Genomic DNA, 25,861 nt, shown 5'->3' on the forward strand with positions numbered 1-25,861 from the left:
GGCAACGACGGCGCGCCGGCTCCGGCACAGCCCGACCCCTGGGCCGCGCAGCAGCAGGGCTGGACGCCCGCCGAGCAGAGCGCACCCGCACCGACCTGGACCCCGAACGCCCCCGCCGAGCAGCCGGACTGGGCGCAGGCCCAGCCAGCCGCACGGGGCGCCGCGCAGGTTCCCCCGGCCACCGCCGCCTGGCCCGCCCAGGAGGACCCGGCCAGCGGCTGGGGCGGCGCGGCGCAGGGCAGCCCGCCCGCGGCTGACTGGCGAGCGACCGAATCTCCGCAATCCGACGCGCCGCAGGCCGCCGGCTGGTCCGGCGGGGCCCAGCAGGACCAGGCCACCGGCAACGGCGGCTGGCCCGCCGCCGGTGCCGCCCGCGACGACCAACCGGTGTGGACGCCGGCGGAGCAGTCGCCACCGACCTGGAGCCAGCCCGCCGAAGCGACCGAGCAGCCCGCCCCCGGCTGGGGTCAGGCCGCCCAGCCGAGCCCGGCCCGTGGCGCCGCCCAGGTCCCGGCCCCGCCGACGAACTGGCCCGCGCAGGACGATCCGGCCAACTCCGGCGGGTGGGCCGCGCAGCAGCAGCAGGCGCAGGCGCAGGCGCAGCCCGCAGTGTGGAACGACGGCAACGACGCGCGGCAGGATCAGCCCGCGCAGCCGGCCGCCTGGGGCGAGGCCGAGGGCCGTCCGCAGCAGCCCGACTGGGTGCTCTCCCAACCGGAGCAGCCGACCGAGCGGCCGGAGCAGGCAGGGTGGACCCAGGCGGAGCCGAGCAACCTCCCCGCCCGGGCCAGCGCCAGCGTGCCCACCAGCGGCGGCGCGCCCAACTGGGCCGCCGGCCCGGACAACGCCACCCAGGGCAACTCCGGCGGCGTGTCGGAGGTCGAGCCGTGGGCCCCCGGTGAGGTGTGGGGTCGCGCGGAGGCCGAGGCTTCCGCCCAGTCCCGTGGAGGCTGGGAGGCGGACCGGGGCGACGAGGCACCGGCCTACCAGCCCGGGCCCGCGCCGGGCATCTCGCCGGCGAACGCGGTGCCGCTGCCCCCGCAGGAGCAGCGCGTCCCGGGTGCCAGCCTGGCTGCCGCCCCGCCGGCCGATTACGCGCCCCAGGCACAGTTCGCTCCGATCCCCGAGCAGCCCGCCTACGCCGAGCGGGAAACCCCGGACGCCGCCGCGCAGTACGGTGGCCGCCCCGAGGACGTCTCCGCGAGCGGCGCGGTGGTGCCCGCCCCGCGTACCTCTCCGGAGTCCGGAGCGGGCCGCGCGGTCGTACCGGTGTCGGACGCCGAGTCGGCAGCCGGCGCAGCGGCCCGGGCCACGGCGAGCGCTTCGGTGCCGCTGGCCAGCCGGGTGATGCCGCCGACCGACCAGGCCATCCGACCGACCGGCACGGCCAACCCGCAACCCCGGGTGTACGGCCGTCCGGCGCGACCGGAGCCGGAGGCCGAGCCGGAGCCGGAGGCGTTCCAGGGCGACTCGGGCGCGGACCGCCAGGGTGCTCCGGAGTGGCAGAACGACGCGCCACGGCAGGCCACGCCCGACTGGCAGCACGAGGGGCAGCGACAGATCGCTCCCGACTGGCAGAACGACGCGCAGCGGCAGCAGTCCCCACCCGACTGGCAGCACGACGCGCAGCGGCAGGCTGGGCCTGGCTGGGGCGGCGAGTCCCCGGCCGATCCGCGCTTCGACGACCGGCAGCCCGCACCGAACGCGTTCAACGAGGCGCCGGCTGCGCCGCCGGCGTTCCCGCCGGGTGTGCCGTCCTTCGTCGACGCCCCGGGCAACAACAGGCCGGTGAACGGCACCCGCCCGCACTCCGGTGCCGAGCCGCCGGCGGACCAGTTCGGCGGCCCCGGGTCGCCTGCCGCCGGTGCTGCCACTGTGAACGGGGCGGCGACCTTCGGTGCGCCGAACTTCGGTGGCCCGGGCACCGGCGCGCCGGGCTTCGGTGGGCCGGCGACCGAACCGGCGCCGGGCGGCGGCTTCCCGTCGTTCCCGCCACCGCCGCAGCCCGCGCCGTCCTGGGGCCAGGAGGCCGGCCAGGCGGACCAGGGCCGGTTCGACTCGTTCAAGCCGGACGCCGACGAGCCGAAGGTGGAGCCACCGACGCCGAAGGTGCGCAACGGCCGGGTGCTGGCCGCGGTGCTGATCGCCGCGATGCTCATCCTGGCGGTGCCGCTCGGCCTGCTGCTGCTGCTCGGCAAGGTCGGCGGGAACGACACGCCGTCCTTCGACCCGGCAGTCGGTACCTGCGTCAAGCAGTCCGGGCAGGGCGGCGCCTCGGCGGCGGACTGCGGCGAGGCGGGCGCGTTCACGATCGTCTCGAAGGTGGACGCCAAGGAGAAGTGCACCGACACGACACAGCCCCACGTGGTGCTGCCGGGTGAGGGCACCAACCGGGTGCTCTGCCTGAAGCCGGCCACGAAGTAGCTGCACCGACGGCGGGGTCACGGGTAACCATGACCCCGCCGTCGTCGTACCCGCAGGTGGTACCGGAATCTCGCCCCCTCCGGCCGGACGCGGGCCGATGGTCAGGCACGATGGGTGCATGAGCGCACGAGTACGGGCTCCCGAACTGCGCGGTCGGGGCTGGCTGAACACCGGTGGACGCGACCTCAAGCTCGCCGACCTGCGCGGCAAGATCGTAATCGCGGATTTTTGGACGTTCTGCTGCATCAACTGCCTGCACGTCCTCGACGAGCTGCGCCCGCTGGAGGAGAAGTACGGCGACGTGCTCGTCGTGATCGGCGTGCACTCGCCGAAGTTCGAGCATGAGAAGGACGCCGACGCGCTCGCCGCCGCCGTGGAGCGGTACGGGGTGCACCACCCCGTACTCGACGACCCTGAGCTGGACATGTGGCAGCAGTACGCGGCCCGGGCCTGGCCGACCCTGTCGGTGATCGACCCCGAGGGTTACGTGGTGGCCACCATGGCCGGCGAGGGGCATGCCGAGGGGCTGGCCCGACTGATCGACGAGTTGATCGCCACCCACGAGGCCAAGGGCACCCTGCACCGGGGGACCGGCCCGTACGTCCCGCCGCCGGCACCGGAGACCGCGCTGCGCTTCCCGGGTAAGGCGGTGCTGCTGCCCAACGGCAACCTGCTGGTCTCGGACTCGGCCCGGCACTCCCTGGTCGAGATCGACCCGGACGGCGAGACGCCGGTGCGTCGGATCGGCTCGGGCGAGCGCGGCCGGGCGGACGGGCCGGCCGCCGCGGCGACGTTCTCCGAGCCGCAGGGGGTGTGTCTGCTGCCCACGCACGTCGCCGAGGTGGCCGGCTACGACCTGGTGGTGGCCGACACGGTCAACCACCTGCTGCGCGGCGTACGGCTGGAGTCCGGCGAGGTGGTCACAGTGGCCGGCAGTGGGCGGCAGTGGCGCGCCGAGGTCGACGACCACGCCCACGACGCGTTCGCCGTCGACCTCTCCTCCCCGTGGGACCTGGCCTGGTACGACGACAAGCTGATCATCGCGATGGCCGGCATCCACCAGCTCTGGTGGTTCGACCCGATCAAGCGGACCGCCGGCATGTACGCCGGCACCACTGTGGAGGCGTTGCGCGACGGCCCGCTGGCCGAGGCGTGGATGGCCCAGCCGTCGGGGCTCTCCACCTCCGCCGACGGCACCCGACTCTGGGTGGCCGACAGCGAGTCCAGCGCCGTCCGGTACGTCGAGAACGGTGTGCTGGGCACCGCCGTCGGGCAGGGTCTGTTCGACTTCGGGCACGTGGACGGTCCGGCGGAGACTGCGCTGCTGCAGCACCCGCTGGGCGTGTGCGCCCTGCCGGACGGCTCGGTGCTGATCGCGGACACGTACAACGGTGCGGTGCGCCGCTTCGACCCGGCCAGCAACCAGGTCTCCACCGTCGCGGACGGGTTGGCGGAGCCGAGCGACCTGGTGCTCACCCCGTCCGGTGAGGTGCTGGTGGTGGAGTCCGCCGCGCACCGGTTGACCCGGCTCGCCCCCGGCGCCCTGTCGGCGGCGGGTGCCAGCACCGTGGACGGGCCTCGGCACCGCACCGAGCGCAAGCCGACCGACGTCGCGGCCGGCGAGGTCACCCTGGACATCGTCTTCACCCCGGCGCCGGGGCAGAAGCTGGACGAGACGTACGGGCCGTCGACCCGGCTGGTGGTCTCCGCGTCCCCGCCGGAGCTGCTGGTGGACGGTGCCGGCACGGGCACCGAACTGTCCCGCCGGCTGGTGCTCAACGGCGAGGTCACCGCAGGGGTGCTTCAGGTGACCGCGCAGGCGGCGACCTGTGACGCGGACGTCGAGCACGCGGCGTGCCACCTGACCCGGCAGGACTGGGGCGTACCGGTCCGGGTGGTCGACGGTGCCGTGACCCGGCTGCCGCTGGTGCTTCGCGGCCTGGACGCCTGACGCGATCGGAGGGGCCCGCCGGCCCCTCCGATCACGCGAACGGGGCCAGTGTGATGTCGGCGTCGATCAGGGTGGCGCGGACGAGTTCGGCGGCGGACACCGCGCCGGGGGTGTCGCCGTGCACGCAGATCGAGTCGACCGAGCACGGGATGACTGTGCCGTCGACCGCCACCACGCTGCGTTCGGTGGCCATCCGCGCCGCCCGTTCGGCTACCTGCTCGGGGTCGGTGATCACCGCGCCGGGGGTGCCGCGCGGCACCAGCGCCCCGTTGGGCAGGTAGGCGCGGTCGGCGAACGCCTCGGCAACCACCGGCAGGCCCGCGCCCACGGCGAGTTGGGCGAGCGTCGAGCCGGGAAGGCAGAGTACGGGCAGCTCGGGGTCGTAACCGCTGACGGCGGCGACCACCGCCGCCGCCTGGGACTCGTCGGTGCTGGCCGCGTGGTAGAGCGCGCCGTGCGGCTTGAGGTAGCGGACCCGGGTGCGGAACAACCGGCAGAACGCGTCCAGCGCCCCCAACTGGTAGGTCACCTCGTCGCGTAGCTCGGCGAAGTCGTACGCGATGTGCCGCCGGCCGAAGCCGGCCAGGTCCCGGTAGCCGACCTGCGCGCCCACCGCGACCCCGCGGCGCGCGGCACCCTCGCAGACCCGCCGCATGGTGGACGGGTCGCCGCCGTGGAAGCCGCAGGCGACGTTGGCGGAGGTGACGAGGCTCAGCAGCGCCTCGTCGTCGCCGAGTCGCCAGATGCCGAATCCCTCGCCCAGGTCAGCGTTGAGGTCCATGGAATCTGACGGTAGTACCTGGCCGGGCCTGCGCGAGCGGGGTCACGTCGGTGACCACCCCGATGACTGGGTATCCACCGGTGGTCGGATGGTCCGCGAGGAAGATCAGGGGTTGTCCGTCCGCCGGTACCTGCACCGCGCCGAGCACGATGCCCTCGCTGGGCAGTTCGCCGGCCACCGCGCGGGGCAGCGCCGCGCCGGCGAGCCGCGCGCCGACCCGGTTGCTCACCGGGCTGATGGTGTACGCGCTGCCGAAGAGCCGGTCGAACGCTGTCGGCGTGAACCAGTCCTCGCGAGGACCGGCGCCCAGCGTCAGGTGCAGCTCCTCAGGCGGCGTGGGGCACACGGTCAGGTCCACCGGTGCGGGGGTGCCGACCGGATCACCGAGCGGCAGCAGGTCACCGTCCCGTAGCGGGGGCGGGCCGAGCCCGGAGAGGGTGTCGGTGGCCCGGCTACCGAGCACCGGTGACACGTCGATGCCGCCCGCCACCGCCAACCAACTCCGTACGCCCCGCCGGGCGGGACCGATCCGCAGCACCGTCCCCGCCGGCACGGTGAGCGGGCGTCCCGTGTCACCGGGTCGGGCACCCGCCTGGACGGGGACCTCGGCGCCGGTGACCGCCACCGTCGCCGCCCGGGTCAGCCGCAGGGTGCAGCCGGTCAGGGTGATCTCCAGGCCGGCCGCGTGCTCCGGATTGCCGACCAGTCGGTTGGCCAACCGCAGGGCACCCGGATCGAGAGCACCGGACCGGGGTACGCCCAGGTGCGCCCAACCCGGCCGGCCCAGGTCCTGCACTGTGGTGAGCGCACCGGCGCGGAGCACCTCGATGGTGGCCGGGTGGGTCACGCCGCCACCATCCGGACCGTGGTGCCCGGACCGAGTCGGGCCGGCGGGTCGGCGGCCACGTCGAACAGCACCAGGTCGGTCCGACCGACCAGCTGCCAGCCGCCCGGGGAAGCGCCCGGGTAGATGCCGGCGTACGGGCCGGCCAACGCGACCGAGCCGGCCGGCACCCGGGGACGGGGCGTGGCCAGCCGGGGCAGCGCCAGCTCGGCGGGCAGCCCGGTCAGGTAGGGGAATCCGGGGGCGAAGCCGCAGAAGGCGACCCGGAACCGGGTGCTGGTCAACCGGTGCCGCACTGCCGACACGTCCACGCCCCAGTGTTCCGCCACCGCCGGCAGGTCCGGCCCGTCGAAGGTGACCGGTACGACCACGTCCGCCGCGCCGTCGGCTGCGTCTCCGGCTGTGGCGTTGTGGTCCTGGGCGTCGGCGTGGCCTTTGGCGTGGGCGTGGGCCTGGTTGGGGCGGGTGATCGCGGCGGTGACGGCGGACGCCCATCGGGTCAGCTGATCGGCCGTGGTGGTCGGGTCGGGCAGGCCGTCGAGCAGCACGGTCCGGGCCGCCGGCACGATCTCCACGGCGATCAGGTCACCCCGCTCCCGACGCCGCCACAGCTCGGCCCGCCACGCTTCGACAAACGCGGCCTCGGGGATGTCGGCCACGTGTTCGGGGGTGTCGGCGGGGGCGGTGCAGTCGAGTAGCAGGGCGTGCGCCCCGACCTGTCGGATCCGCATCCGCTCATCCTCGCCGATGTCGTGCCGATTCGGTGTTCACGTTGACGGTGCCGGGTGTCACCAACGCCACTACTTACAAGTAACCTACGGTGCCGTAACCTGATTGGGTGACCACCTCCGCCCCGCTTCGCCTGAAGCCGGTCGACATCGGTAAGCCCCGGATGCGCGGCTGGCTACACACGTACGCCTTCTTCGTCGCCGTGGTCTGCGGCATCGTGCTCTGCTCGATCGCCGCCACCCGGCCGGGGTGGGCACCCCTGGTGAGCTGCCTCATCTACAGCCTGACGGTCTGCGGGCTCTTCGGCACGAGCGCGCTGTACCACCGTCGCGTGTGGTCAGAGCGCGGCTACCAGGTGATGCGCCGGATGGACCACTCGATGATCTTCGTGTTCATCGCCGGCACGTACACACCGCTCTGCGCGATGCTGCTCGCGCCCCGGCCGGCCACAGTGATGCTGGCCCTGGTCTGGGGCGGCGCGCTGGCCGGCGTGGCGGTCAAGGTGGTCTGGCCGCACGCGCCGCGCTGGGTGTCCGCGCCGCTCTACCTGGCGCTGGGCTGGGTGGCGGTGGCCATGCTGCCGGAGATCCTGCACGGGGGCGGCGTCGCCGCGCTGGTGCTGCTGATCGTCGGCGGCGCGATCTACAGCATCGGCGCGGTCTTCTACGCGTTGCGCCGACCCAATCCGTGGCCGACCGTCTTCGGCCACCATGAGTTCTTCCACGCCTGCACACTGCTGGCGGCGCTCTGTCACCACATCGCGATCTACTTCGCGCTGTTCGCCTGACCCGACCGACTTCGGGACCGGGCCCGCACCGCAAGGGTAGTGGGGGCCGGCGGTCCCGGCGCAGACGCGAGCCGGGGCCCCGCGACGCTGCGGGACCCCGGAGTGTGTGGGCGAGGATCAGACCGGTCGGCCCGGCCGACGCACCTCGCGGTACTCCTGCATGACCTGGTTGTCCTGGACCGGCACGACCCGGTCGGCCACCACGCGCTCCTCGCGAACCGGCGCCGCCACCACCGGGCGACGGCGGCTGTTCCAGAAGTAGAGGGTGGCGAGCAGGCCGGCGACGCCGGCGAGCATCAGTACCCAGCCGACCACGGCCAGGTCCAGCCAGCCCAGGTCGGCCTCCACTGCGAACGCGAAGATCGCGCCTAATGCGATCAAGAAGATGCTGCCACCAATGCCCATGTCTCGCTCCTCGGCTCTAACCTGGCGTACGTCGCGCCGCGGCCGTCGGTAGGGGTGCGGCATCCATCGACTTACCCAGGCGCAGAGATCGCCAATCGGGCAAGCTGGGGGCATGACGGACGCCGACCCCGACACACGGACTCTGGTGTTGCTGCGGCACGCGAAGGCCGAGCAGGGCAGCGACGCGGCGGACGACGCGGAGCGGCCGCTGAGCGCACGTGGAACCGCCGACGCGGCTGCGGCTGGGGCCTGGTTGGCGCACCAGGGGCTGCTGCCCGACGTGGTGATCTGCTCGACGGCCCGACGCACCCGGCAGACCTGGCACGGGGTGGCGATGGGGATGACCGGTTCACCACCGGAGGGTGGCCCGACCGGTCCTCGCCCGACCGTCCGTTATGAGCCGGGTGCGTACGACGCGCACCCCGAGGAGTTGTTGTCGCTGGTCCGCACTGTGGATCCGGCGGCCCGCACAGCGCTGCTCATTGCCCACAATCCGGGCATCTCGCTGCTCTCCGCGCTCCTCGACCCCGAGGGAGTGGACGACGAGGGTTTGCGCACGGCCGAGCTTGCGGTGCACCGCTGCCCGCTCGGCTGGTCGGAGTTGAGCAGGGCGGGAGCGCCGCTCACGGCTCGGCACACCGCACGCGACTGAGCCACCCGCCGATCCGACGGGTGGCTCAGGGGTACGTGTTGTGCGGGGATCAGGACGGCGGTGCGGTTGGTGGCGGCGGGTCCGGCGGTGGCGGCATCATCGCCGTCGGATGAGACAGCCGGTTCTCCTCCACGATGAGGGTTCGAGCCCTCTTGCGCCGGTCCTGCCAGAACCAGACAGTGGTCAGCAGTACGGCCAGCCCGGCCAGGATGAACACCCAGCCGACCGCGCGTACGTCGATCCACCAGACGTTGGCTCTCAGCGCGAAGGTCAGGATCGCGCCGATCGCGATGAGAAAAATGCCGCTTCCTACACCCATGTGCGCTGCACTCCCCCGTGCGGTGGCTCTGGGCGTTCCCTTTCGAGGTCACGCGACGGTTACCCGCCACGCCAGCGGCATACCCGACCGGGCTCGGCCAATACGTGCCGCCGTCGGGCGGAGACGGCGACGGCCGGCGGGGCAGAAGCCCCACCGGCCGTGGCAAGTGCCGGGTGGTGCGACCCAGCACAGGACCTAGAAGGCCTCCTCCGGGAGGTCCATGATGTCGAGGTCGGCACCCTCGATGATCCGCCGGTCGGCGCCGATGCGGGGAAGCACCTCACGGGCGAAGAAGCGGGCGGCAGCCACCTTGCCGGTGTAGAACGCCTTGTCGCTGGCGGAGACCTCGCCGGCCAGCGCCTTCAGCGCCACGTCGGCCTGCCGCTGGAGCAGCCAGCCGACCACCAGGTCGCCGATCGCCAGCAGGAACCGTCGGCTGCTCAGCCCGACCTTGTAGAGCGCGCGGGTGTCGCCGCCCTGCGCCTCGCCCAGCCAGCCGGTCAGCACGCCGAGGATGTTCTGGATCTCGGCCAGCGCCTTGCCGAGCGCCTGCCGCTCCTCCTTGAGCTGGCCGTTGCCCGCCTCGGAGGAGATGAACTCCTGGATCTCGCCGGAGACCGCGAGCAGGGCCTTGCCGTTGTCCCGAACGATCTTGCGGAAGATCAGGTCGAGGCTCTGGATGGCGGTGGTGCCCTCGTACAGGGTGTCGATCTTGGCGTCGCGGACGTACTGCTCCAGCGGGTAGTCCTGGAGGAACCCGGAGCCGCCGAAGGTCTGCAGGGCCTCGTGCCCGAGCATCTCGTACGCCCGCTCCGAACCGACGCCCTTGACCAGCGGCAGCAGCAGGTCGTTGACCCGCTTGGCCAGCTTGGTGGCCTTCTCGTCGCCGGCAGCCTCGGCCAGCGCGACCTTGTCCTGCCAGGTGGCGGTGTAGAGGACCAGAGCGCGAAGACCCTCGGCGTACGACTTCTGCAGCAGCAGCGAGCGGCGCACGTCCGGGTGGTGGGTGATCGTGACCCGGGGGGCGGTCTTGTCCGCCTGCTGGATCAGGTCGGCGCCCTGCACCCGGTTCTTCGCGTACTCGAGGGCGTTGAGGTAACCGGTGGAGAGGGTGGCGATGGCCTTGGTGCCGACCATCATCCGGGCGTACTCGATGATCATGAACATCTGCCGGATGCCGTCGTGCTTGTCGCCCAGCAGCCAGCCCTTGGCCGGTACGCCGTGCTCGCCGAAGGTCACCTCGCAGGTGTTGGAGACCTTCAGGCCCATCTTGTGCTCGACGTTTGTGGCGTAGACGCCGTTGCGCTCGCCCAACTCGCCGGTGGTCTCGTCGAAGTGGAACTTCGGCACCACGAAGAGCGACAGGCCCTTGGTGCCGGGGCCACCGACACCCTCCACGCCGACCGGGCGCGCCAGCACGTAGTGCACGATGTTGTCGCTCAGGTCGTGCTCACCCGAGGTGATGAAGCGCTTCACACCCTCGATGTGCCAGGTGCCGTCGGGCTGCTGGATCGCCCGGGTGCGTCCCGCGCCAACGTCCGAGCCGGCATCCGGCTCGGTGAGCACCATCGTGGAGCCCCACTGCTTGTCGATGAAGAGCCTGGCCCACTTCTTCTGCCGCTCGTTGCCCTCGACGTGCAGCACGTGCGCGAAGGACGGGCCGGAGGCGTACATCCAGACCGGCGCGTTCGCGCCGAGCACCAGCTCGGCGAGCGCCCACCAGAGAGCGCGCGGCGCGTTGGTGCCGCCCAGCGCCGGCGGCAGGTCCAGGCGCCAGAACTCGGATTCCATGAATGCCTGGTAGGACTTCTTGAACGACTCCGGCAGCGGCGCGGTGTGCGTCGCCGGGTCGAAGACCGGCGGATTGCGGTCACTGTCCGTGTAGCTGGCGGCCAGATCCTCGCGGGCGAGGCGGTCGACCTCAGCGAGGAAGCTGCGGGCGGTGTCGGTGTCGAGATCCGAGTACGGCTCCTGGCCGAACGCCCGGTCCGCCCCGAAGACCTCGAACAGGTTGAACTCGAGATCCCGGAGGTTGCTCTTGTAGTGGGTCATGCTCGCTGGCCCCGCTTCCGGACAGGTGTTACCGATCAGTAACCCCGACTGTATTACTCGCGGGTAGGCAGCGACAAGCGGATCAGCCAAGTGACGGCGATTACACACCTGCGGACGCGGTCGGCCGCTCAGCTCTCGGCGGCGCCGACCTCCCAGCTCGGGACGGCGACGGCCGCGCCGGTACGGGCGCCCACGTACTCCATCAGGACCAGCGCGATGTCGTCGTCGAGTCGACCGTGCACCCACTCGACCAGGGCGGTCTCCAGCGATGCCAGCCCGTCGGCGACAGTGCCATGGCCGAGCAGTCGCCAGGCCCGGTCGGCGGTCGGGAAGAACTCGCCGTCCCGCCGCGCCTCGCCGAGACCGTCGGTGAACAGCAGCAGCCGGTCCCCGGGCTCCAGCCGTTCGACCCGGGGGCGGACCACCGGCATGAACCCGAGCGGAGGCGCCGGGGCCGGCGGTTCCAGCGGGATCACCGCACCCCGGCGTAGCAGCAGCGGTGGCGGATGCCCGCAGTTGACGATCGTGAGGGTGCCGCCACGCTCCTCGACCAGTGCCGCCGTGACGAAGTCCTCGTCGCCGACGTTGCGGGCCACCGCGCGGTCCAGGTCGGCGACGACGGCCCGCAGGTCGGCCCGCTCGTACGCAACGTGCCGGTAGGAACCGAGGACGATGCTGGCCAGCCGGACCGCGTCCAGACCCTTGCCCCGCACGTCACCGATGATCATGCGGACGCCGTACGGCGTGTCGATCGCCTCGTACAGGTCACCGCCGATCTCGGCCGTCGCGGTGGAGGAGATGTAGCGCCCCGCTACCGAGAGCGTGCCGACCTGCGGCCCGAGCGGGCGCAACACCGCCTGTTGGGCCACCGCGGCGAGCTTGGTCAGCTCGACGATCCGCTCGGCCTGCCGCTGGCGAACCCACGCCACCGCCACGGCCATCCCGGTGGCGAGCGCGACCGCGACAACGTTGACCGAGGTGACCAACGAGACCTTCGGCGCGACCAGCGCGAAGCCGGCGCCGATCACCGTCGCCGCGACGCCCACCCCCAGAACCACCACCCAGGACGCCAGGGCGGCGGCGAGGACCGGCGCGGCCGCCAGGAGCGCGACGTAGTGCACCTTGCGGCCGTCCGCCGCCTCCACCGCCGACACGATCGCGAGCAGAGCGAGGGCCGCGCCGAGGCCGGCGCGGGATCCGGGGCTCAGCGGGCGACGGCCCGACTGGAGGAGTCGCGTGGGTACGAGGGACAGTTTGCCTGATCCACGTGAACCGGTGAATGAACCTGACCCCTCGTCCGAGGAGGTTCTGTCCGGCCGGCCCAGTCGGCCGGCCGAATCGGCGTCGCCGGTCCCGCTCAGCCGAGGACCTCGTAGCGGACGGTGAGCGCGCCCACGTCGACCGAGGCGATGCTGGCGAAGGCGGCCCGGGAGAGGTCCAGGCAGCGGCCGTCGATGAACGGGCCGCGGTCGTTGATCCGTACCGTCACCGACTTGCCGTTGGCCGGGTTGGTCACCCGCACCTTGGTGTTGAACGGCAGTGTCTTGTGCGCGGCGGTCAGCGCGTCGGGGTTGAACGACTCGCCATTGGCGGTGAGCTGCCCGTCGGAGTAGAACGAGGCACCGCACGAACCGCTGTCCAGCACCTTCGCCGCGGCCGTGGTCTTCTTGACGGTCGGCTTCGGCTTCGGCGACACGGTGCGCTCCTTGCCTCGGGAGGCGGCCTGCTGCGAGCGGGTCGCCGACGGGCTGGCGGTCACGCTGGGCGAGGCGCTGACGCTCGGGGTGGCGGCCGGAGCGCTGGGGGTGAGGCTGCTCGCGGCGGTGGTCGGGGTGAGGTCGAGAGCTACCGGCCCCGACTGGTCGGGGCCGGAGACCAACTGCACGGCACCTACAGTGCCTCCGACGGCGAGGGCGACGCCGACCGCCGCGGTGGCCACGATGCCCGCCGGCGAGGAGAAGATGCGGGTACGAGAGTGCTTGCCTGCCACCGGCCCGGTCCTTTCGTCGTCTGAACAAACCGGGTCGGACCGTAACGAGAGAAGCACTTCCGAAGTCAACGTGATCATGATGTTATGCCCGCATTTGCACAGGTACGTGTAGCCGATCATCCGACCCCGGGTGGGCCGGGTGGCCCGGGTGCCACCACGCCCGCCGCCCGTGCCGCAGGATGAGCGGATGCCCGCCGATCTGACCGAACGCCTGGCCGCCCTGTTCCACTGGATCGACCCCGGCCCGGACACCAGTCACCTGGTCAGCGACATCTCCGGCTGGTGGCGTGACCCGGCGGTGCTGGCCGAGCTGGGGCCGGCCCTGGTGGCGCCGTACCGGGCCGCCCGGCCCACCGTGGTGCTCGCGCCGGCCGTCACCGGGCTGCTCCTCGGGCCGTTGGCCGCCACCGCCCTCGGAGTCGGCTTCGTGGCCGCCCACAAGCCCGGTGACGGGCGACTTCCGGCCGGGTCACTCACCTGGGCACAGAGCCCACCGGACTACCGGGGCCGACGGATAGACCTCGCCGTGCGCGACCGACACCTCGGCCCCGACGACCGGGTGCTGGTGGTGGACGACTGGGTGCGCACCGGCGCGCAGCTACGCGCGCTCTACGACATCTGCGCCGCGCGGGGCGCCGAGGTGCTGGGCACCGCTGTGGTGGCCGTGGACTGCCCGCCCGAGGTCGCGGCCGACCTACGGATCACCGGCCTGATCGACGCCGCGGATCTGCCCGCTTGACCTGAAGCGAGGTTCAACACCGACGATCGGCGGATGAGCGACGGAGTTCTCGACGAGGCGTACGAGCGGCTGCACCACACCGGCCCCGAATATCAGAGCTGGCTGTCCAACCACGGACCGATGGCCGTCGAGGCGTTGGTCCGACACGGGCACCCGCACCGGGTGCACCGTTGGCTCGACGACTACCTCGGCCGCCTCGACGAGTTGCCCCGAGGGCTGCACCCGATCGACGACTGGCGGTCAGCGCTGGGCGATCCGAAGCGCGCCGGTGACTGGCTGGCCTACTTCGACAGGCAACTGCGCGAACACCCGTGGCGTGCGGTACTCGGCACCTGGTGGCCCCGGCTACTGCCGGGCATCGCCGCCGGCGCCACGCACGGTGTGATCCGGGTCGGGCACGCCGTACGCGCGCTCGACCCGGACGACGACAACCGACAGCGGCTCACCGAGTTGGGCCAGGCCCTCGGCTACTGGGCGGCCCGATGGCAGCCGATCCCCGGCACCGACCGGCTGCTCACCGGCGAGACGGACCAGCCGGGCACCGACGACAACGACGTGGCGGCCGCGCTGGCCGGGCTGCCCCGGATCGACGACCAGACCGGCGGCGTCCGGGATCGGCTGGACCAGCTGCCGGGCGTACCCCGATGGGAGCCGGCACTCGCGACGCTGCGCCCCGTGCGCAGCCCGGCCGAGGCGGAACGTGGGCTCACCACACTGGTGCACCGAGCCGGCCTGGACTACCTGCGCTTCGGGCACGCGGCGCCGGTCATGTTGGTGCACGCGGTCACCGCGCCGACCGCAGTGCTGCGTACCCTGCCGGCACTCGACAGGGGTCTGTGGGCGCCGAGCTTCGCCGCGGCCTGGGCCGCGACGGCGGCCATGACCACGGTGTACGCCCCGGCCAACGGCATCGCGCCACCGACAGTGACCCCCGCGACGCCGGCGGAGGTCTTCGCCCGCGCGGCCCGCCACGGCGACGAGCACGTGGTCAAGCTCGCCGACGCGATCCTCGACGCGTACGCGACCAGTGCTGACGAGCGGCTCCTCACCGCACCCGGCTACGCCGGCCAACTGATCTGAGCGGGGCGACGGGTATTGCGGCGGCGACCCGGCCCGCGCTGGCCTAGCCTCGGCAGGATGTGGCCTCGGATCGGTGAACTGCGCGCCCTCGCCCTCGGCACCCCCGGCGAGTTGCGGTCAACCCTCAACACCCTGGTGCTGGCCGGTGTGAAGACCGCGACGGCCGGCCGGCTCGCCGAGTACGCGGAAGAAGGCGAGGAGTTGGAGCACGTCGGCGAACGCCTGGCCCTTGTCGACGACGACAACGCGCTGGCCGGCGTCGTGGAGATCACCGGGGTCGAGGTGGTCCGCTTCGCCGACGTGCCCTGGGACTTCGCCCACGCCGAGGGCGAGGGCGACCGCTCGATCGAGGAGTGGCGGGCCGGGCACTCGACCTACTGGGCGCGGCTCGGCACCCCGGTCGACGGCGACACCCCGATCGTCTGCCTGCGCTTCCGCCTGGTTTCCGGCGGCGAGGGCGGTGTGGCCAGCGGCGACCTCGGCACCTGACCGGCCGTCTCAGCCAGGGCTTGGTGTGGCGGCCTCAGCCGCGTAGTTGTGGCAGCAACCGGGTCGCCACGTCCACCAGGATGGCCTCGTCACCGGCGTACCAACTGCTGGCGCGCGGCCAGTGCGTCACCACGTCGGTGAAGCCCAACTCGGCGGCCCGGCCGACCTGATCGGCGAAGAACTGTGCGCTGCTGAGCGAGAAGACCGGCGCCGCGTCCAGCGAGAGGTAGCGGTCCAGGCTGGCCGGGTCGCGGCCGGCCTCGTCAAGGGTCCGGTCCATCCGCGCGGACAGCGCCGACACACTGGCCCACCAACCCGCCAGGTCGTTGTCGTCACCGGTGCCGGTTGTCACCCACCCCTGCCCGAAGCGGGCCACCAACCGCATCGACCGTGGCCCGTTGGCGGCCACCACGAACGGCACCCGGGGCTGCTGCACGCAGCCGGGGTTGTTGCGGGCATCCACAGCGGCGAACCAGTCGCCACGCCAGGTGGTGCCGTCCTCCCGCAGGAGCAGGTCCAACAACTCGGTGAACTCGGCGAACCGGTCGACCCGCTGACGCGGCGGCAGCGTCTCACCACCCAGCACCGCCGAGTCGAAGCCGATGCCGCCCGCGCCCAGGCCGAGCAGCAGGCGGCCGGCGGAGACGTCGTCCACAGTGGTGATCTGCCTGGCGAACGCGGCCGGGTGCCGGAAGTTCGGCGACGCCACGAGGGTGCCCAGTCGAATCCGCGAGGTCACCGTGGCGGCCGCGGTCAGCGTGGCCATCGAGTCGAACCACGGGCCGTCGACCAGGTCACGCCAACCCAGGTGGTCGTACGTCCAGGCGTGGTCGAAGCCCCACTCGTCGACCTGCCGCCAGCGACGCTGCGACTCCGCCCACCGCTGGTCCGGCAGGATAACGATGCCAATCCGCATGATCGCCACCCTAGTCGGGCCGGTCCTCCGCCCCCAGCATCACGCTGAGCAGAGGACCGGGCCAGCGTTCGGAGCACCATCGCCGTCCGGCAGTCCTAGAGCTACCGCTGCGGCCAGCCCGTACCCTCCGGGGGTGCCCGCCGAAGCAACCGCCCCCCGCGTAGCCCCGGATCGGACCCGCCGGCTCCGCCTGATCCGCACGGTGGCGTTACTGGTCGGGGTGGTGGTTCCGTCGCTCATCCTCCGCGAGCTGATCGAGTTTCGGTTCGGCCGCGGGCCGGTCGCCGACCTCAGCGCGGTCGCGGTGCCGATGGCGGCAACCGCGTGGCTCGCGCCGTACGCCTCCTATCGGCGACGCGACGCGCTGCTCTGGCTGGTCGGCCCGGGCCTCTACTTCTTCGCGGTGATCGCCTGGCGGGTGGCCCTCTTGCCCTACCGGGACTGGAGCCCCCGCCCGGAGGAGAAGACCCGGATGCGCTGGTCACGCGACCCGGAACACGCCGGGACCTGGCTCCTGACCGAGCCCGCAGGTGACACGGGTCACACTTCATCCCGGTAGGGCCATCGTGTTCGGCTCCGACCCCTCCGGGAGCGGCACCCACCGGGAGGGGGCCGAGCTGACGCCGACCCGTAAACCTGAGAGGAGATGCCATGCCACAACTACTGCGGGTGCAGTGCTTCAACGTCTCGCGCGACGGGTTCGGGACCGGAGAGGGGCAAAGCCTGGAACGGCCCTTCGGTCACGCGGACCCCACCCCACTTTTCTCCTGGCGTGCCGCCACCGCCAGCTTCGTGTACCGCACCGAACCGGGCGGCACCCGTGGCCTGGACGACTACCTGACCCGCGACGCCGAGTGCAACATCGGCGCGGAGATCATGGGTCGCAACAAGTTCGGCCCCCAGCGTGGCCCCTGGAAGGACCACGAGTGGCAGGGCTGGTGGGGGGACAACCCGCCATTCCACACGCCGGTCTTCGTGCTCACCCACCACGTGCGCCCGTCGTTCAGCCTGTCCGACACCACGTTCCACTTCCGCGACGTCAGCCCGGCCGAAGCACTGGCCGAGGCGAAGCAGGCAGCCGACGGTCGGGACGTACGCCTCGGTGGTGGGGTGGCGATCATCCGCGATTTCCTCGAGGCCGACCTGGTCGACACGATGCACATCGCCGTCGCGCCCGTCGACCTTCACCGGGGCGAGCGACTGTGGGACAGCCCCCACGAGTTGCTCGACCGCTTCCACCTCGAGTCGGTGCCCAGCCCCAGCGGAATCACCCATCTCCTGTTCTGGAGGCGATGACCGCCCTCCTCCCGGCACGGTCGGCTAGAGCCGGGCCAGCACCAGCAACCGGTTGCCGTCGGGGTCGGTGACCCGCGCGGACCGCTCACCCCAGGGCTGGTCGACCGGCTCCTCGATGACTGTCGCCCCGCCCGTACGCAACGCGCCCACTGCTGCGTCGCAGTCGTCGGCATAGACGCACAACTCCCAGCGGTGCGAGTCGGCCGGCCCGCCAGCCTCCGGGTTGGCGGCCAGGCCGAGCTCGCTGCTGCCCAGCCGCAGAGCGACGAACTCCGGGGCGCCCTCGTCCGGGAACCGGTAGGTCAGCTCGAAGCCGACCACGTCCCGGTAGAACGCGATCAGTCGTGGCAGGTCAGGTGTCGTCACGATCGGAAAGGCTTCGGTGAACACGGACCACCTCCACGCCGGACCCTAGCCGGTGCCGAGGCCCGGCAGGAACTACCACTGTCGTTGCCGTTAATCGATGCGTTCAGACCCGTGTCAGTGGCCGTGTCAGGGCCATGTCAGGGGGGTGACAGCCCAGCCGCCGATGGTAGTTGCATGACGAGTTCAGCGATTGCAGTCTCCGGGCTGCGAAAGGCCTACAAGGACAAGGTCGTGCTCGATGGCATCGATCTGGATGTCCGTGCGGGCACGATCTTCTCCCTGCTCGGTCCGAACGGGGCGGGTAAGACGACGACGGTGAACGTGCTGACCACGTTGGTGAAGGCCGACGGTGGGACCGTACGCATCGCGGGGCACGACGCCGCCACCCAGGCCAAGGCGGTGCGCGCCGCAATCGGTGTCACCGGTCAGTTCGCGGCGGTGGACGAGCTACTGACCGGCCAAGAGAACCTGCAGCTGATGGTGGATCTCAGTCAGGTTCCCGGCAAGGACGGCAGGCGGGTCGTCACGGAGCTGCTGGAGCGGTTCGATCTGGTGGAGTCAGCACAGAAGCCGGTGTCGACTTATTCCGGCGGTATGCGCCGCAAGCTGGATCTGGCGATGACGCTCGTCGGCGACCCGCGAATCATCTTCCTCGACGAGCCGACCACGGGCCTGGATCCACGTAGCCGTCGCACGATGTGGTCGATCATCCGTGACCTGGTGGCCGACGGCGTGACGATCTTCCTCACCACTCAGTATCTCGAGGAAGCCGATCAGCTCGCCGACCGGATCGCCGTACTCGACCAGGGGCGCCTGGTCGCCCAGGGCACGCCCGACGAGCTCAAACGCCAGATCCCGGGCACTCACGTCCGGCTCCGGTTCGCCACCGTCGCCGAACTCGACGCGGCCGCCCGGGTGCTCACCGACTCCACGCGGGACGACGACGCACTGGCCCTGCGGGTTCCCAGCGATGGCGGCACGGCCTCGCTGCGGGCCCTGCTGGACCGGCTCGACGAGTACGCGATCAGCGCCGAAGGGTTCTCCGTGCAGACGCCGGACCTCGACGACGTTTTCCTCGCCCTGACGGGCAGCCGCACCCAGGAGGTCTCCGCGAAATGAGCACCAAGTCCCACTCGATCGTCATGCTGCGTCGCAACTTCAAGCACATCGCCCGAAACCCGACCTCGGTGTTCAACGCGGTCCTGATGCCCATCGTGATCATGTTGATGTTCGTCTACATGTTCGGTGACGCCTTCAACGTCGGGGTCGACTACATCGACTACGCGACTCCCGGACTGATGCTGTTGGCGGTCTGTTACGGGCTGGGGGCCACCGCGACCGCGGTGAACTCCGACATGACGAAGGGCATCATCAACCGGTTCAAAGTCATGCACGTCTCCCGCGGTGCGGTGCTGACCGGTCACGTCGTCGCCAGCGTGCTGACCAACCTGGTCGCCATCGCGGCCCTTGTCGGGGTGGCCTTCCTGCTCGGATTCAGCCCGTCGGCGAGCCTCCTCGGCTGGCTCGGCGCGCTCGGCATCATCGTGCTGCTCGGCTTCGCCGCCGGCTGGCTCACGGTCGCCCTGGGTCTTTCGGCGAAGTCTCCGGAAACGGCGGGTCTGGCCTCCGTACCGCTGGTCATGCTGCCGTTCTTCAGCAGCGCGATCGTGCCGGCGGACAAGATGGGGCCCGGGCTGCGTGAGTTCGCGGAATACCAGCCCTTCACGCCGATCATCGAAACTCTGCGCGGGTTCCTCAACGGGACACCGTCCAGCGGTAACGTGATCCCCGCCCTCGCCTGGTGCGTCGGCATTGCTCTCGTCGGCTACCTGTGGGCGCGTTCCACGTTCACGAAGCGAGCGTGACAGCGACCAACCGGTTCCAGTCCGTCCGACTGCCTTCTCGCGCCGCCTCTGCGAAGCTCACTTCGCCGAGGCGGCGCCGTACTTCCTGCTCGATCCGGGCCACATCCGGCTGGGAATGATCCTGCCGTCCGCGCACACCGCTGCTGGCCGCGAGCAACCGGGCGGCGTGCTCGTACTGGTCAAGGCGCAGCGCCAGGTCCGCGACGCCGACGATAACCCGCGCTATCGAGGGTGCGTGCCCTGTCTCGGCGGCCGCCACGCAGGCCGAGGAGTGGTGTCTGCGCGCCTCACCGAGATCGTCCGCGACATAACCGAGCAGGTCGTGCGTCATCACGCGGATGTACGCCTGCTTCGCCTCATCGCGCAACAGGGTCGTCGCGACACCGACCTGCCGGCCCACCTCTTCGGCATCGCCACTCCAGCGAGCGAGTTCCGCCTGTGACAGAGCCAGCACGGCCAACGCACCCGGCCACGTGACCCGCTCCGCGCATCGCCGCGCCTCGGCCATGGCAGCCGCGCTGGACTTCTCATCGCCAAGCAACCAGTACAGCTGAGCCTGCCGGGACCGCATCCGGATGATGTCCTCGACGGTGCCGACCTCGGTGACGACCGCGGTCGCCTCCTCGTAGAGCTCGCACGCACCGACGAACTCACCGCGTACGGCAATCAGCTCCGCCAGCTCGGTCAGGGCGAATGAGATCCCGAACCGTTCGCCGAGTGCCCGGAACTCGGCGAGCGCCGCCACGAGATACTCGTCCACCTCCGGACCGTCCTGGCCGAAAATGATCCGCATCTTGCCGAGTTGCAATCGGGCCAGTGCGCGTACCCAGGGATCCTCGTCGTTCAGCAGCGGTTCCCATGCGGGCAGGATCGCGTCCGGGGCTCGCAACATCCGTTCCAGCGGGACGACGAGTGCCGTCCCCGGGTGGCCCCCGTTACTGCGCTGGCTGAACTCGTACGCCTTGTGGATCCACTCCGCCGCCTGGTGCTCGTCGCCAGGCCCCGAGTTGATGAAGAGCACGACGAGCGCGTACACAGTGGCCCGGATTTCGTCGCTGACCTCACCAGGCGTCTCGGTGGCCGCCGTGATCAACTCCATGCCTTCGGTCCGGTGGCCACCGAGCCACCAGTACCAGCCGGCACCCGCGGCCAACCGCATGGCCGCGTGGGCTTCGCCGGCAGCGAGGGCACCGCGCATGGCGGCACCGATGTTGTCGTGCTCGACTTCGAGAGTGGTGAGCCATCTCACCTGGTCCGCGCGGCGAAGCTGCGGCTCTGCGGTCTCGGTCAGTTCGGTGAAGTACGCCAGATGCGCGTGGCGAGCCAGGTCCGATTCCCCCGCCTCGGCGAGGCGGTGCACGGCGTACTCCTTGATCGTGCCGAGCATCCGGTAGCGCGGGGCTTCGCCGCCCTCGGCGACCAACAGCGACTTCTCGGCCAGCGCGGTGACCAACTCGAGCACGTCATCCTGCTCGACCTCGTCGCCGGCGCAGACCCGTTCGGCCGCTTCCAGGCTCACCCCGCCCGAGAACACCGACAGCCGGCGCAGCACCGTCCGTTCGGCGTCGGTCAGCAGCTCCCAACTCCAGTCGACCACCGCGCGCAGCGTCCGGTGCCGGGGCAACGCAGTACGGCTGCCGCCGGTCAGCAGGCGGAACCGATCGTCGAGCCGCCTGGCAAGCTGGTCGATGGACATGGTGCGCAACCTGGCGGCGGCCAGTTCGATCGCCAGCGGCATCCCGTCCAGCGCCCGACAGATCCGCGCCATCGTCGACAGCGTGGAGGCGTCGACCGCCAGATCCCGCCGCACCGCGACCGCTCGGTCCCGTAGCAGTCGGACAGCCGGAGAGGTTTCGATCTCGCTGGCGTCGGCGTCGGCGTCCGGCAGGGCCAGTGGCGCGACCGGCCAGAGCGCCTCACCGGTGATGCCGAGCGGCTCCCTGCTCGTCGCGAGGATCCGCAGTCGCCGACACTCCCCGAGCAGCCGGTCAGCGAGCACCGCCGCCGACTCGATCACGTGCTCGCAGTTGTCCAGGATCAGCAACGCCTCCCGCTCGCGGATCGCGGCGACGAGCCGGTCGACCAACTCCATGCTCGGTGGCTCGCCGAGCAGAGCGTCCCGGAGTCCGAGCCCCGCAAGCGTCGCCTGCACCACGTCGCCGTCCGCGCCGATCGCAGCGAAATCGACCAGCCAGGCGCCGTCCGGCAGGTCGTCGAGCATTCTGCGCGCGGTTTCCGTGGCCAGCCGGGTCTTCCCGGAGCCACCCGGCCCGATCAGGGTCGTGAGCCGATGTTCGGCGACGAGCGCGCCGACCGCGGCAACGGCCTCGTCCTTGCCGATGAAGCTGCTCAACTCGGCACGAAGGTTCGTCTTCCGGCCCTCCGCGCGCCGTCGCACCTCGCCCCGCAGGAGCGCGACGTGCAACGCCGAGAGTTCCGGCGAGGGGTCGACGCCCAGCGCGTCGGCCAGGGCCTCACTCGTGCGCTGGTACACGAGCAGCGCCTCGTTGTCGCGGCCGCTCGCGGCGAGGGCTTGCATCAACCCGAGAACCAGCCGTTCCCGCACCGGGTGCGCGGCCACCAGGTCGGTCAGTTCCGCGACCAGCTCCGGACCGTGGCCGAGACTGATCTCAACGTCGAAGCGATCCTCCAGGGCCGTCAGACGCAGCCTGTCGAGTCGGGTGACCGCCGCGTCGAGCGCCGTACTGTCGACCAGACCGACGTCCTGCATCGCCGCACCGCGCCACAGGTCGAGGGCCTCGCGCAACCGTCGTACCCGCTGCGGGCCCTCATCATCGCGAGCCAGGCCGACGAGGCGTTCGAACCGTACGGCATCGACGACGTCAGGTTCGACCATCAACCGGTAGCCGTCCGTCTGTCCCTCGATCGACCCCTCCGGCAGCGCCTTCCGAAGCCGGGAAACCAGGCGGTGCAGGGCGTTCACCGCGTCATTGGGCGGATGTTCGCCCCAGATCCAGTCGACGAGGGTCCCCTTCGGGACCACGTGACCCGGGCTGAGCGCGAGGGCGGTCAGCAGCCCGCGCAGCCGCGCGCCCGGCACGTCGATGACGGTGCCGACGTCCGTGCGAACCTCGAATGGACCAAGCATCCCGACCTGCACCTGGCAGATCCTGCCATGAACACGAAAGGCATCCGTGTCGCCGATGCCCGCTCCGCCGACGGCGGTCGACCACGCCTTCCCGGCCCACTGGCACGCCGGGAGATCCCCGTGGTTCTCCTGGAACGCGTCTCGAAATGAGATGCGCACCGGCTGGCGCACCTGTTGGATCTCGACATGAAGCGTAAGCTTGTTCGTCCTCGAAAGGCACGCCCGGGGGACCACCTCGCGGTGCTCTCACCGTCCTTCGCCGCGGCCGGTGCCTATCCCGGGATCCACGAGCAGGCCATGCGACGGCTCGCCGACCTGACCGGCCTCGTTCCGGTCGAATACCCCACCACCCGCCAGGTGGGCGCGAGCGCGGCAGCGCGGGCGGCGGACATCAACGCCGCCTTCGCGGACCCCCAGGTACGCGGCATTCTCGCCGTCGTCGGCGGCGACGACCAGATCACCGTCATCCCCCACCTGGACGCCGACCTGGCCCGCGCCGACCCGAAGCCGTTCCTCGGCACCAGCGACAACACCAACCTGCACCACTGGCTCTGGGGCCTCGGCATCGCCAGCTTCTACGGCGGGTCCTCCCAGGTGCACCTCGGCCCCGGGCCTGCCGTCGACGACATCCACGTCCGGTCGCTGCGAGCGGCGTTACTCACCGGGGAACGGCTGGAGATCACCGACCCGGGTGAGTCCGAGGACATCGGCATCGACTGGGCAGATCCGCAGGCGTTGACGTCGTTCGGCGAGCGCGAACCGACGGAGCCGTGGAGCTGGTACGGGCCGCCGCGCGCAGTCACCGGCCCCACCTGGGGTGGCTGCCTGGAAGTCATCCAGTGGATCCTGACGGCGGGACGCTTCCCGTTTCCCCCGGAGGTCCTGCACGGCGGGGTGCTGATCATCGAGACGTCGGAGGAGCTTCTCCCCGCCCGCGAGGTCGGCTGGATCGTCCGATCACTGGGTGAACGCGGTCTTCTCAGCGCCGTCGACGCGGTCCTGGTCGCCCGTCCGCCGGTCTCCGACCACACCCGCCGACCCCCGGCCGCGGATCGGGTACGGCTCCGCGAGCAACAGCGCGACACTGTCGTCGACATGGTGGCCCGGTACAACCCCGAGGCGGTCGTCTGCGTCGGGGTCCCATTCGGTCACACCAGACCACAGTGGATCCTTCCCCACGGCGGCCCGGTCACCGTCGACGGCGTGGAACGTCGAATCTTCGCCGACTACCGATAGGGCCTGGCGGCGTGGAGGATCTTCGTCGTGTCCCCTTTGCCGCAACCCGACGACCTCGCCTACAGCGAGGCGACCGTCAAGCAGTTGATCGACGCGAACGCCCCCATCAGTGATGAAGACTGGCTCACCTACCTGTTCGTGGCCGACGCGGCCACGATGACCGACGTCGAACGCCCGCTGCTCGCTGTCGACCTGAGCCGCGAGCCCGCACCTTCCGCGTGCCGCCCCGCTGGTACGCGGACGTCTCAGCCAACCTCACCGTGAACGTCGAAGGCCCCGGCCGGGACTCACGTCCTGACCAGGGCCTTCGCAGTGGAGCGGGTGACGGGAATCGAACCCGCACTGTCAGCTTGGGAAGCTGATGTTCTGCCATTGAACTACACCCGCAAGCGGCACCACTGTACCCGAGTCGTCGAGCCCGTGCACCCAGGTACCCCCGGAGGCCGTAGCTGTCCACACCCCGCTCCGCCCGGGTCGACCCCGGGTTGATCTCGGCGGCGGCGGGCCGGTGCGTACGGCGGTGCCGGCTCCGTTGGTACGGAGCCGGCACCGATGATCTTTGAGCTGTGGTCAGGCGGCCGTGCACTGAACGTCACGGCTGAGGCGGGTCGGGCGCGCCTGCGGGACGGCGAGGGGCGCGGCCACCGCCGACGGGGCGTTTGGGTCGAGCCAGACCCGAACGGCCGGCCGACTCGGCGCGAGGCCCGGAATGCCGGCGATGTGCTGCTCGCGGCGGGTGAGCATGGCCACGTCGACGGTGAACTCGAAGAGCCGCCAGTCGACCTGCGGCTCGGCCCGGGCGCTCTGCGCCAACTGCGCCACCCGGATCGGATCGGTCACCGGACGGGCGCGCCCTGCCACGTACGCCTCGTCGTCACTCTCCTCCGCCGGGAACGAGTGCAGCGCGTAACGGCCGTCACGTTCGAGGTCGCGGCGCTTCGGCGAGTCGATGATGAAGCAGAACAGCCCCTCGGCGGTGATGACCGGGGAGACCGGATGGACGCGGGGCCCGCCGTCGGCGCGGACCGTGGCCAGATAGCCGAAGCCCGGCCCGTACTGCTGGAGGAGAACGCGGATCCCGTCGGCGAGTCGGGGCTCGTCGGCGGCGAATTCGGACCAGGAAGCCATGTGGGCATTCTATCGAACAAATGTACGAGCAGCGACCTCGACGCGCTGGTCACCGGCACCGAATCCGGCCACTTTTGGCAGCGCGGCTATGGTGGTCCGATGCTGCTCTCCGACCGCGACCTGGTCTCCGAGATCAAGGCCGGCACGCTGGGCTTGGAGCCGTTCGAGCCCACCCTGGTCCAACCGTCCAGCATCGACGTCCGACTCGACCGGCTGTTCCGGGTCTTCAACAACCACCTCTACACCCACATCGATCCCGCGATGCAGCAGGACGACCTGACCTCGGCGGTCGAGGTCCCCGACGGTGAGCCGTTCGTGCTGCACCCGGGGGAGTTCGTGCTCGCCTCGACGCTGGAGGTCATCTCGCTGGGTGACCAGCTCGCCGGCCGACTGGAGGGCAAGAGCTCCCTGGGCCGGCTCGGGCTGCTCACGCACTCCACTGCCGGCTTCATCGACCCGGGCTTCTCCGGTCACGTGACGCTGGAACTCTCGAACGTGGCGAACCTGCCGATCACCCTCTGGCCGGGCATGAAGATCGGGCAGCTCTGCATCTTCCGGCTCTCCTCGCCGGCCGAGCACCCGTACGGCTCGGTGGTCTACGGCTCGCGCTACCAGGGCCAGCGGGGGCCGACACCCAGCCGCGCCTGGCAGCACTGGCGGACCTGGCCCACCCGCTGAGGTTCAGCAGCTGGCCCCGAGACGA

At 71.3% G+C, this 25,861-nt stretch carries 26 protein-coding genes and 1 tRNA gene; 14 read left to right on the forward strand and 13 right to left on the reverse strand.

Annotation, left to right across the window (positions count from 1 at the left end):
* Nucleotides 1-2,424 (forward strand): LppU/SCO3897 family protein (locus tag PSH03_RS21950; protein WP_238690274.1); only part of this gene is annotated, 2,424 nt, incomplete at its 5' end.
* A 118-nt stretch (nt 2,425-2,542) separates the two neighbouring features.
* Complete coding sequence (locus PSH03_RS21955; RefSeq protein WP_210783019.1) at nt 2,543-4,375, forward strand: NHL domain-containing thioredoxin family protein; 1,833 nt, start codon at nt 2,543-2,545, stop codon at nt 4,373-4,375.
* A 31-nt stretch (nt 4,376-4,406) separates the two neighbouring features.
* Here PSH03_RS21955 and PSH03_RS21960 read toward each other — a convergent pair whose 3' ends face one another.
* From PSH03_RS21960 to PSH03_RS21970, 3 genes are read right to left on the reverse strand one after another with little or no spacing between them, the layout of a single operon-like run.
* The gene (locus PSH03_RS21960; protein ID WP_091396260.1) at nt 4,407-5,156 is read right to left on the reverse strand and encodes a LamB/YcsF family protein; all 750 of its coding nucleotides are present in this window, start codon (nt 5,154-5,156) and stop codon (nt 4,407-4,409) included.
* On the reverse strand, nt 5,140-6,102 hold the full coding sequence (locus PSH03_RS21965) for a 5-oxoprolinase subunit C family protein (protein ID WP_372494834.1): 963 nt from the start codon (nt 6,100-6,102) through the stop codon (nt 5,140-5,142). The genes PSH03_RS21960 and PSH03_RS21965 overlap by 17 nt, the downstream gene beginning before the upstream one ends.
* Complete coding sequence (locus PSH03_RS21970) at nt 6,000-6,731, reverse strand: 5-oxoprolinase subunit B family protein (RefSeq protein WP_238690276.1); 732 nt, start codon at nt 6,729-6,731, stop codon at nt 6,000-6,002. Before PSH03_RS21970 ends, PSH03_RS21965 begins: the two co-directional genes overlap by 103 nt.
* Nucleotides 6,732-6,838: 107 nt before the next feature.
* Here PSH03_RS21970 and trhA point away from each other — a divergent pair, with 107 nt between their 5' ends.
* Nucleotides 6,839-7,516: a PAQR family membrane homeostasis protein TrhA gene (gene trhA / locus PSH03_RS21975; protein WP_210783025.1), complete on the forward strand. Its 678-nt coding sequence runs from the start codon at nt 6,839-6,841 to the stop codon at nt 7,514-7,516.
* Between the two features lie 117 nt (nt 7,517-7,633).
* Here trhA and PSH03_RS21980 read toward each other — a convergent pair whose 3' ends face one another.
* Nucleotides 7,634-7,921 (reverse strand): DUF6458 family protein, encoded by a 288-nt coding sequence (locus PSH03_RS21980; protein ID WP_210783027.1) that lies wholly within the window; start codon nt 7,919-7,921, stop codon nt 7,634-7,636.
* Nucleotides 7,922-8,033: 112 nt separating this feature from the next.
* On the opposite strand from PSH03_RS21980, the gene PSH03_RS21985 reads away from it, so the two are divergent.
* A complete protein-coding gene (locus tag PSH03_RS21985; RefSeq protein WP_238690277.1) occupies nt 8,034-8,573 on the forward strand; it encodes a SixA phosphatase family protein in 540 nt (179 codons plus the stop codon).
* Nucleotides 8,574-8,622: 49 nt separating this feature from the next.
* On the opposite strand, the gene PSH03_RS21990 is transcribed toward PSH03_RS21985, so the two are convergent.
* From PSH03_RS21990 to PSH03_RS22005, 4 genes are all read right to left on the reverse strand, one after another.
* Nucleotides 8,623-8,892 (reverse strand): DUF6458 family protein, encoded by a 270-nt coding sequence (locus tag PSH03_RS21990; RefSeq protein WP_030487564.1) that lies wholly within the window; start codon nt 8,890-8,892, stop codon nt 8,623-8,625.
* Nucleotides 8,893-9,087: 195 nt separating this feature from the next.
* On the reverse strand, nt 9,088-10,944 hold the full coding sequence (locus PSH03_RS21995; protein ID WP_210783031.1) for an acyl-CoA dehydrogenase: 1,857 nt from the start codon (nt 10,942-10,944) through the stop codon (nt 9,088-9,090).
* A 128-nt stretch (nt 10,945-11,072) separates the two neighbouring features.
* Complete coding sequence (locus tag PSH03_RS22000; RefSeq protein ID WP_210783105.1) at nt 11,073-12,197, reverse strand: PP2C family protein-serine/threonine phosphatase; 1,125 nt, start codon at nt 12,195-12,197, stop codon at nt 11,073-11,075.
* Nucleotides 12,198-12,301: 104 nt separating this feature from the next.
* Nucleotides 12,302-12,934, reverse strand: coding sequence for a septal ring lytic transglycosylase RlpA family protein (locus PSH03_RS22005; protein WP_238690278.1), 633 nt, complete (start codon nt 12,932-12,934; stop codon nt 12,302-12,304).
* Between the two features lie 187 nt (nt 12,935-13,121).
* Between PSH03_RS22005 and PSH03_RS22010 the strand changes: the two genes are divergently transcribed.
* From PSH03_RS22010 to PSH03_RS22020, 3 genes are read left to right on the forward strand one after another with little or no spacing between them, the layout of a single operon-like run.
* Complete coding sequence (locus tag PSH03_RS22010) at nt 13,122-13,673, forward strand: phosphoribosyltransferase family protein (RefSeq protein WP_238690279.1); 552 nt, start codon at nt 13,122-13,124, stop codon at nt 13,671-13,673.
* Between the two features lie 33 nt (nt 13,674-13,706).
* The gene (locus tag PSH03_RS22015; RefSeq protein WP_238690280.1) at nt 13,707-14,753 is read left to right on the forward strand and encodes a questin oxidase family protein; all 1,047 of its coding nucleotides are present in this window, start codon (nt 13,707-13,709) and stop codon (nt 14,751-14,753) included.
* A gap of 57 nt (nt 14,754-14,810) precedes the next feature.
* A complete protein-coding gene (locus PSH03_RS22020; protein ID WP_112700111.1) occupies nt 14,811-15,242 on the forward strand; it encodes an ASCH domain-containing protein in 432 nt (143 codons plus the stop codon).
* A 34-nt stretch (nt 15,243-15,276) separates the two neighbouring features.
* On the opposite strand, the gene PSH03_RS22025 is transcribed toward PSH03_RS22020, so the two are convergent.
* The gene (locus PSH03_RS22025) at nt 15,277-16,158 is read right to left on the reverse strand and encodes an LLM class flavin-dependent oxidoreductase (protein ID WP_238690281.1); all 882 of its coding nucleotides are present in this window, start codon (nt 16,156-16,158) and stop codon (nt 15,277-15,279) included.
* Nucleotides 16,159-16,291: 133 nt separating this feature from the next.
* Between PSH03_RS22025 and PSH03_RS22030 the strand changes: the two genes are divergently transcribed.
* Together PSH03_RS22030 and PSH03_RS22035 are read left to right on the forward strand one after the other, a co-directional pair.
* Nucleotides 16,292-16,717 (forward strand): hypothetical protein, encoded by a 426-nt coding sequence (locus PSH03_RS22030; RefSeq protein ID WP_238690282.1) that lies wholly within the window; start codon nt 16,292-16,294, stop codon nt 16,715-16,717.
* Between the two features lie 92 nt (nt 16,718-16,809).
* A complete protein-coding gene (locus PSH03_RS22035; protein ID WP_238690283.1) occupies nt 16,810-17,454 on the forward strand; it encodes a dihydrofolate reductase family protein in 645 nt (214 codons plus the stop codon).
* A 24-nt stretch (nt 17,455-17,478) separates the two neighbouring features.
* Here the strand turns inward: PSH03_RS22035 and PSH03_RS22040 are convergent, their stop codons facing one another.
* Nucleotides 17,479-17,820 (reverse strand): VOC family protein, encoded by a 342-nt coding sequence (locus tag PSH03_RS22040; protein ID WP_238690284.1) that lies wholly within the window; start codon nt 17,818-17,820, stop codon nt 17,479-17,481.
* 174 nt (nt 17,821-17,994) lie between these two features.
* Here PSH03_RS22040 and PSH03_RS22045 point away from each other — a divergent pair, with 174 nt between their 5' ends.
* Together PSH03_RS22045 and PSH03_RS22050 are read left to right on the forward strand one after the other, a co-directional pair.
* Nucleotides 17,995-18,939 carry an ATP-binding cassette domain-containing protein gene (locus PSH03_RS22045; RefSeq protein ID WP_210783107.1) on the forward strand — a complete coding sequence of 315 codons (945 nt, stop codon included), beginning with the start codon at nt 17,995-17,997 and terminating at the stop codon, nt 18,937-18,939.
* Nucleotides 18,936-19,685: an ABC transporter permease gene (locus PSH03_RS22050; RefSeq protein WP_210783049.1), complete on the forward strand. Its 750-nt coding sequence runs from the start codon at nt 18,936-18,938 to the stop codon at nt 19,683-19,685. The genes PSH03_RS22045 and PSH03_RS22050 overlap by 4 nt, the downstream gene beginning before the upstream one ends.
* Here the strand turns inward: PSH03_RS22050 and PSH03_RS22055 are convergent.
* Nucleotides 19,669-22,806 (reverse strand): ATP-binding protein, encoded by a 3,138-nt coding sequence (locus PSH03_RS22055; protein WP_210783051.1) that lies wholly within the window; start codon nt 22,804-22,806, stop codon nt 19,669-19,671. The two genes, PSH03_RS22050 and PSH03_RS22055, sit on opposite strands and share 17 nt — an antisense overlap.
* Nucleotides 22,807-23,091: 285 nt before the next feature.
* Between PSH03_RS22055 and PSH03_RS22060 the strand changes: the two genes are divergently transcribed.
* Entirely contained in the window at nt 23,092-24,030 is a 939-nt protein-coding gene (locus tag PSH03_RS22060; protein WP_238690291.1) for an LD-carboxypeptidase, read from the forward strand.
* Nucleotides 24,031-24,057: 27 nt separating this feature from the next.
* On the forward strand, nt 24,058-24,294 hold the full coding sequence (locus PSH03_RS22065) for a DUF6924 domain-containing protein (protein WP_238690285.1): 237 nt from the start codon (nt 24,058-24,060) through the stop codon (nt 24,292-24,294).
* A gap of 49 nt (nt 24,295-24,343) precedes the next feature.
* On the opposite strand, the gene PSH03_RS22070 is transcribed toward PSH03_RS22065, so the two are convergent.
* Both PSH03_RS22070 and PSH03_RS22075 read right to left on the reverse strand, forming a co-directional pair.
* Nucleotides 24,344-24,417: transfer RNA gene (locus PSH03_RS22070), tRNA-Gly, on the reverse strand.
* A 183-nt stretch (nt 24,418-24,600) separates the two neighbouring features.
* Nucleotides 24,601-25,158, reverse strand: coding sequence for a pyridoxamine 5'-phosphate oxidase family protein (locus tag PSH03_RS22075; RefSeq protein ID WP_210783057.1), 558 nt, complete (start codon nt 25,156-25,158; stop codon nt 24,601-24,603).
* Between the two features lie 99 nt (nt 25,159-25,257).
* Here PSH03_RS22075 and dcd point away from each other — a divergent pair, with 99 nt between their 5' ends.
* The gene (gene dcd / locus PSH03_RS22080; RefSeq protein ID WP_030332009.1) at nt 25,258-25,836 is read left to right on the forward strand and encodes a dCTP deaminase; all 579 of its coding nucleotides are present in this window, start codon (nt 25,258-25,260) and stop codon (nt 25,834-25,836) included.
* The last annotated feature ends 25 nt before the right edge of the window (nt 25,837-25,861 follow it).

This window comes from Micromonospora salmantinae (assembly GCF_022230905.1).
In the GTDB taxonomy this organism is placed as follows: Bacteria; Actinomycetota; Actinomycetes; order Mycobacteriales; family Micromonosporaceae; genus Micromonospora; species Micromonospora salmantinae.

Coding starts and splice junctions, on each gene's coding strand:
- PSH03_RS22035 (WP_238690283.1), top strand. CDS start 16,810: ATGCCACAACTACTGCGGGTGCAGTGCTTCAACGTCTCGCGCGACGGG.
- PSH03_RS22050 (WP_210783049.1), top strand. CDS start 18,936: ATGAGCACCAAGTCCCACTCGATCGTCATGCTGCGTCGCAACTTCAAG.
- PSH03_RS22015 (WP_238690280.1), top strand. CDS start 13,707: ATGAGCGACGGAGTTCTCGACGAGGCGTACGAGCGGCTGCACCACACC.
- PSH03_RS21995 (WP_210783031.1), bottom strand. CDS start 10,944: ATGACCCACTACAAGAGCAACCTCCGGGATCTCGAGTTCAACCTGTTC.
- PSH03_RS21970 (WP_238690276.1), bottom strand. CDS start 6,731: ATGCGGATCCGACAGGTCGGGGCGCACGCCCTGCTACTCGACTGCACC.
- PSH03_RS21985 (WP_238690277.1), top strand. CDS start 8,034: ATGACGGACGCCGACCCCGACACACGGACTCTGGTGTTGCTGCGGCAC.
- PSH03_RS22075 (WP_210783057.1), bottom strand. CDS start 25,158: ATGGCTTCCTGGTCCGAATTCGCCGCCGACGAGCCCCGACTCGCCGAC.
- PSH03_RS22045 (WP_210783107.1), top strand. CDS start 17,995: ATGACGAGTTCAGCGATTGCAGTCTCCGGGCTGCGAAAGGCCTACAAG.
- PSH03_RS22060 (WP_238690291.1), top strand. CDS start 23,092: ATGCGACGGCTCGCCGACCTGACCGGCCTCGTTCCGGTCGAATACCCC.
- PSH03_RS22025 (WP_238690281.1), bottom strand. CDS start 16,158: ATGCGGATTGGCATCGTTATCCTGCCGGACCAGCGGTGGGCGGAGTCG.
- PSH03_RS21960 (WP_091396260.1), bottom strand. CDS start 5,156: ATGGACCTCAACGCTGACCTGGGCGAGGGATTCGGCATCTGGCGACTC.
- PSH03_RS21990 (WP_030487564.1), bottom strand. CDS start 8,892: ATGGGTGTAGGAAGCGGCATTTTTCTCATCGCGATCGGCGCGATCCTG.
- PSH03_RS21980 (WP_210783027.1), bottom strand. CDS start 7,921: ATGGGCATTGGTGGCAGCATCTTCTTGATCGCATTAGGCGCGATCTTC.
- PSH03_RS21955 (WP_210783019.1), top strand. CDS start 2,543: ATGAGCGCACGAGTACGGGCTCCCGAACTGCGCGGTCGGGGCTGGCTG.
- PSH03_RS22020 (WP_112700111.1), top strand. CDS start 14,811: ATGTGGCCTCGGATCGGTGAACTGCGCGCCCTCGCCCTCGGCACCCCC.
- dcd (WP_030332009.1), top strand. CDS start 25,258: ATGCTGCTCTCCGACCGCGACCTGGTCTCCGAGATCAAGGCCGGCACG.
- PSH03_RS22010 (WP_238690279.1), top strand. CDS start 13,122: ATGCCCGCCGATCTGACCGAACGCCTGGCCGCCCTGTTCCACTGGATC.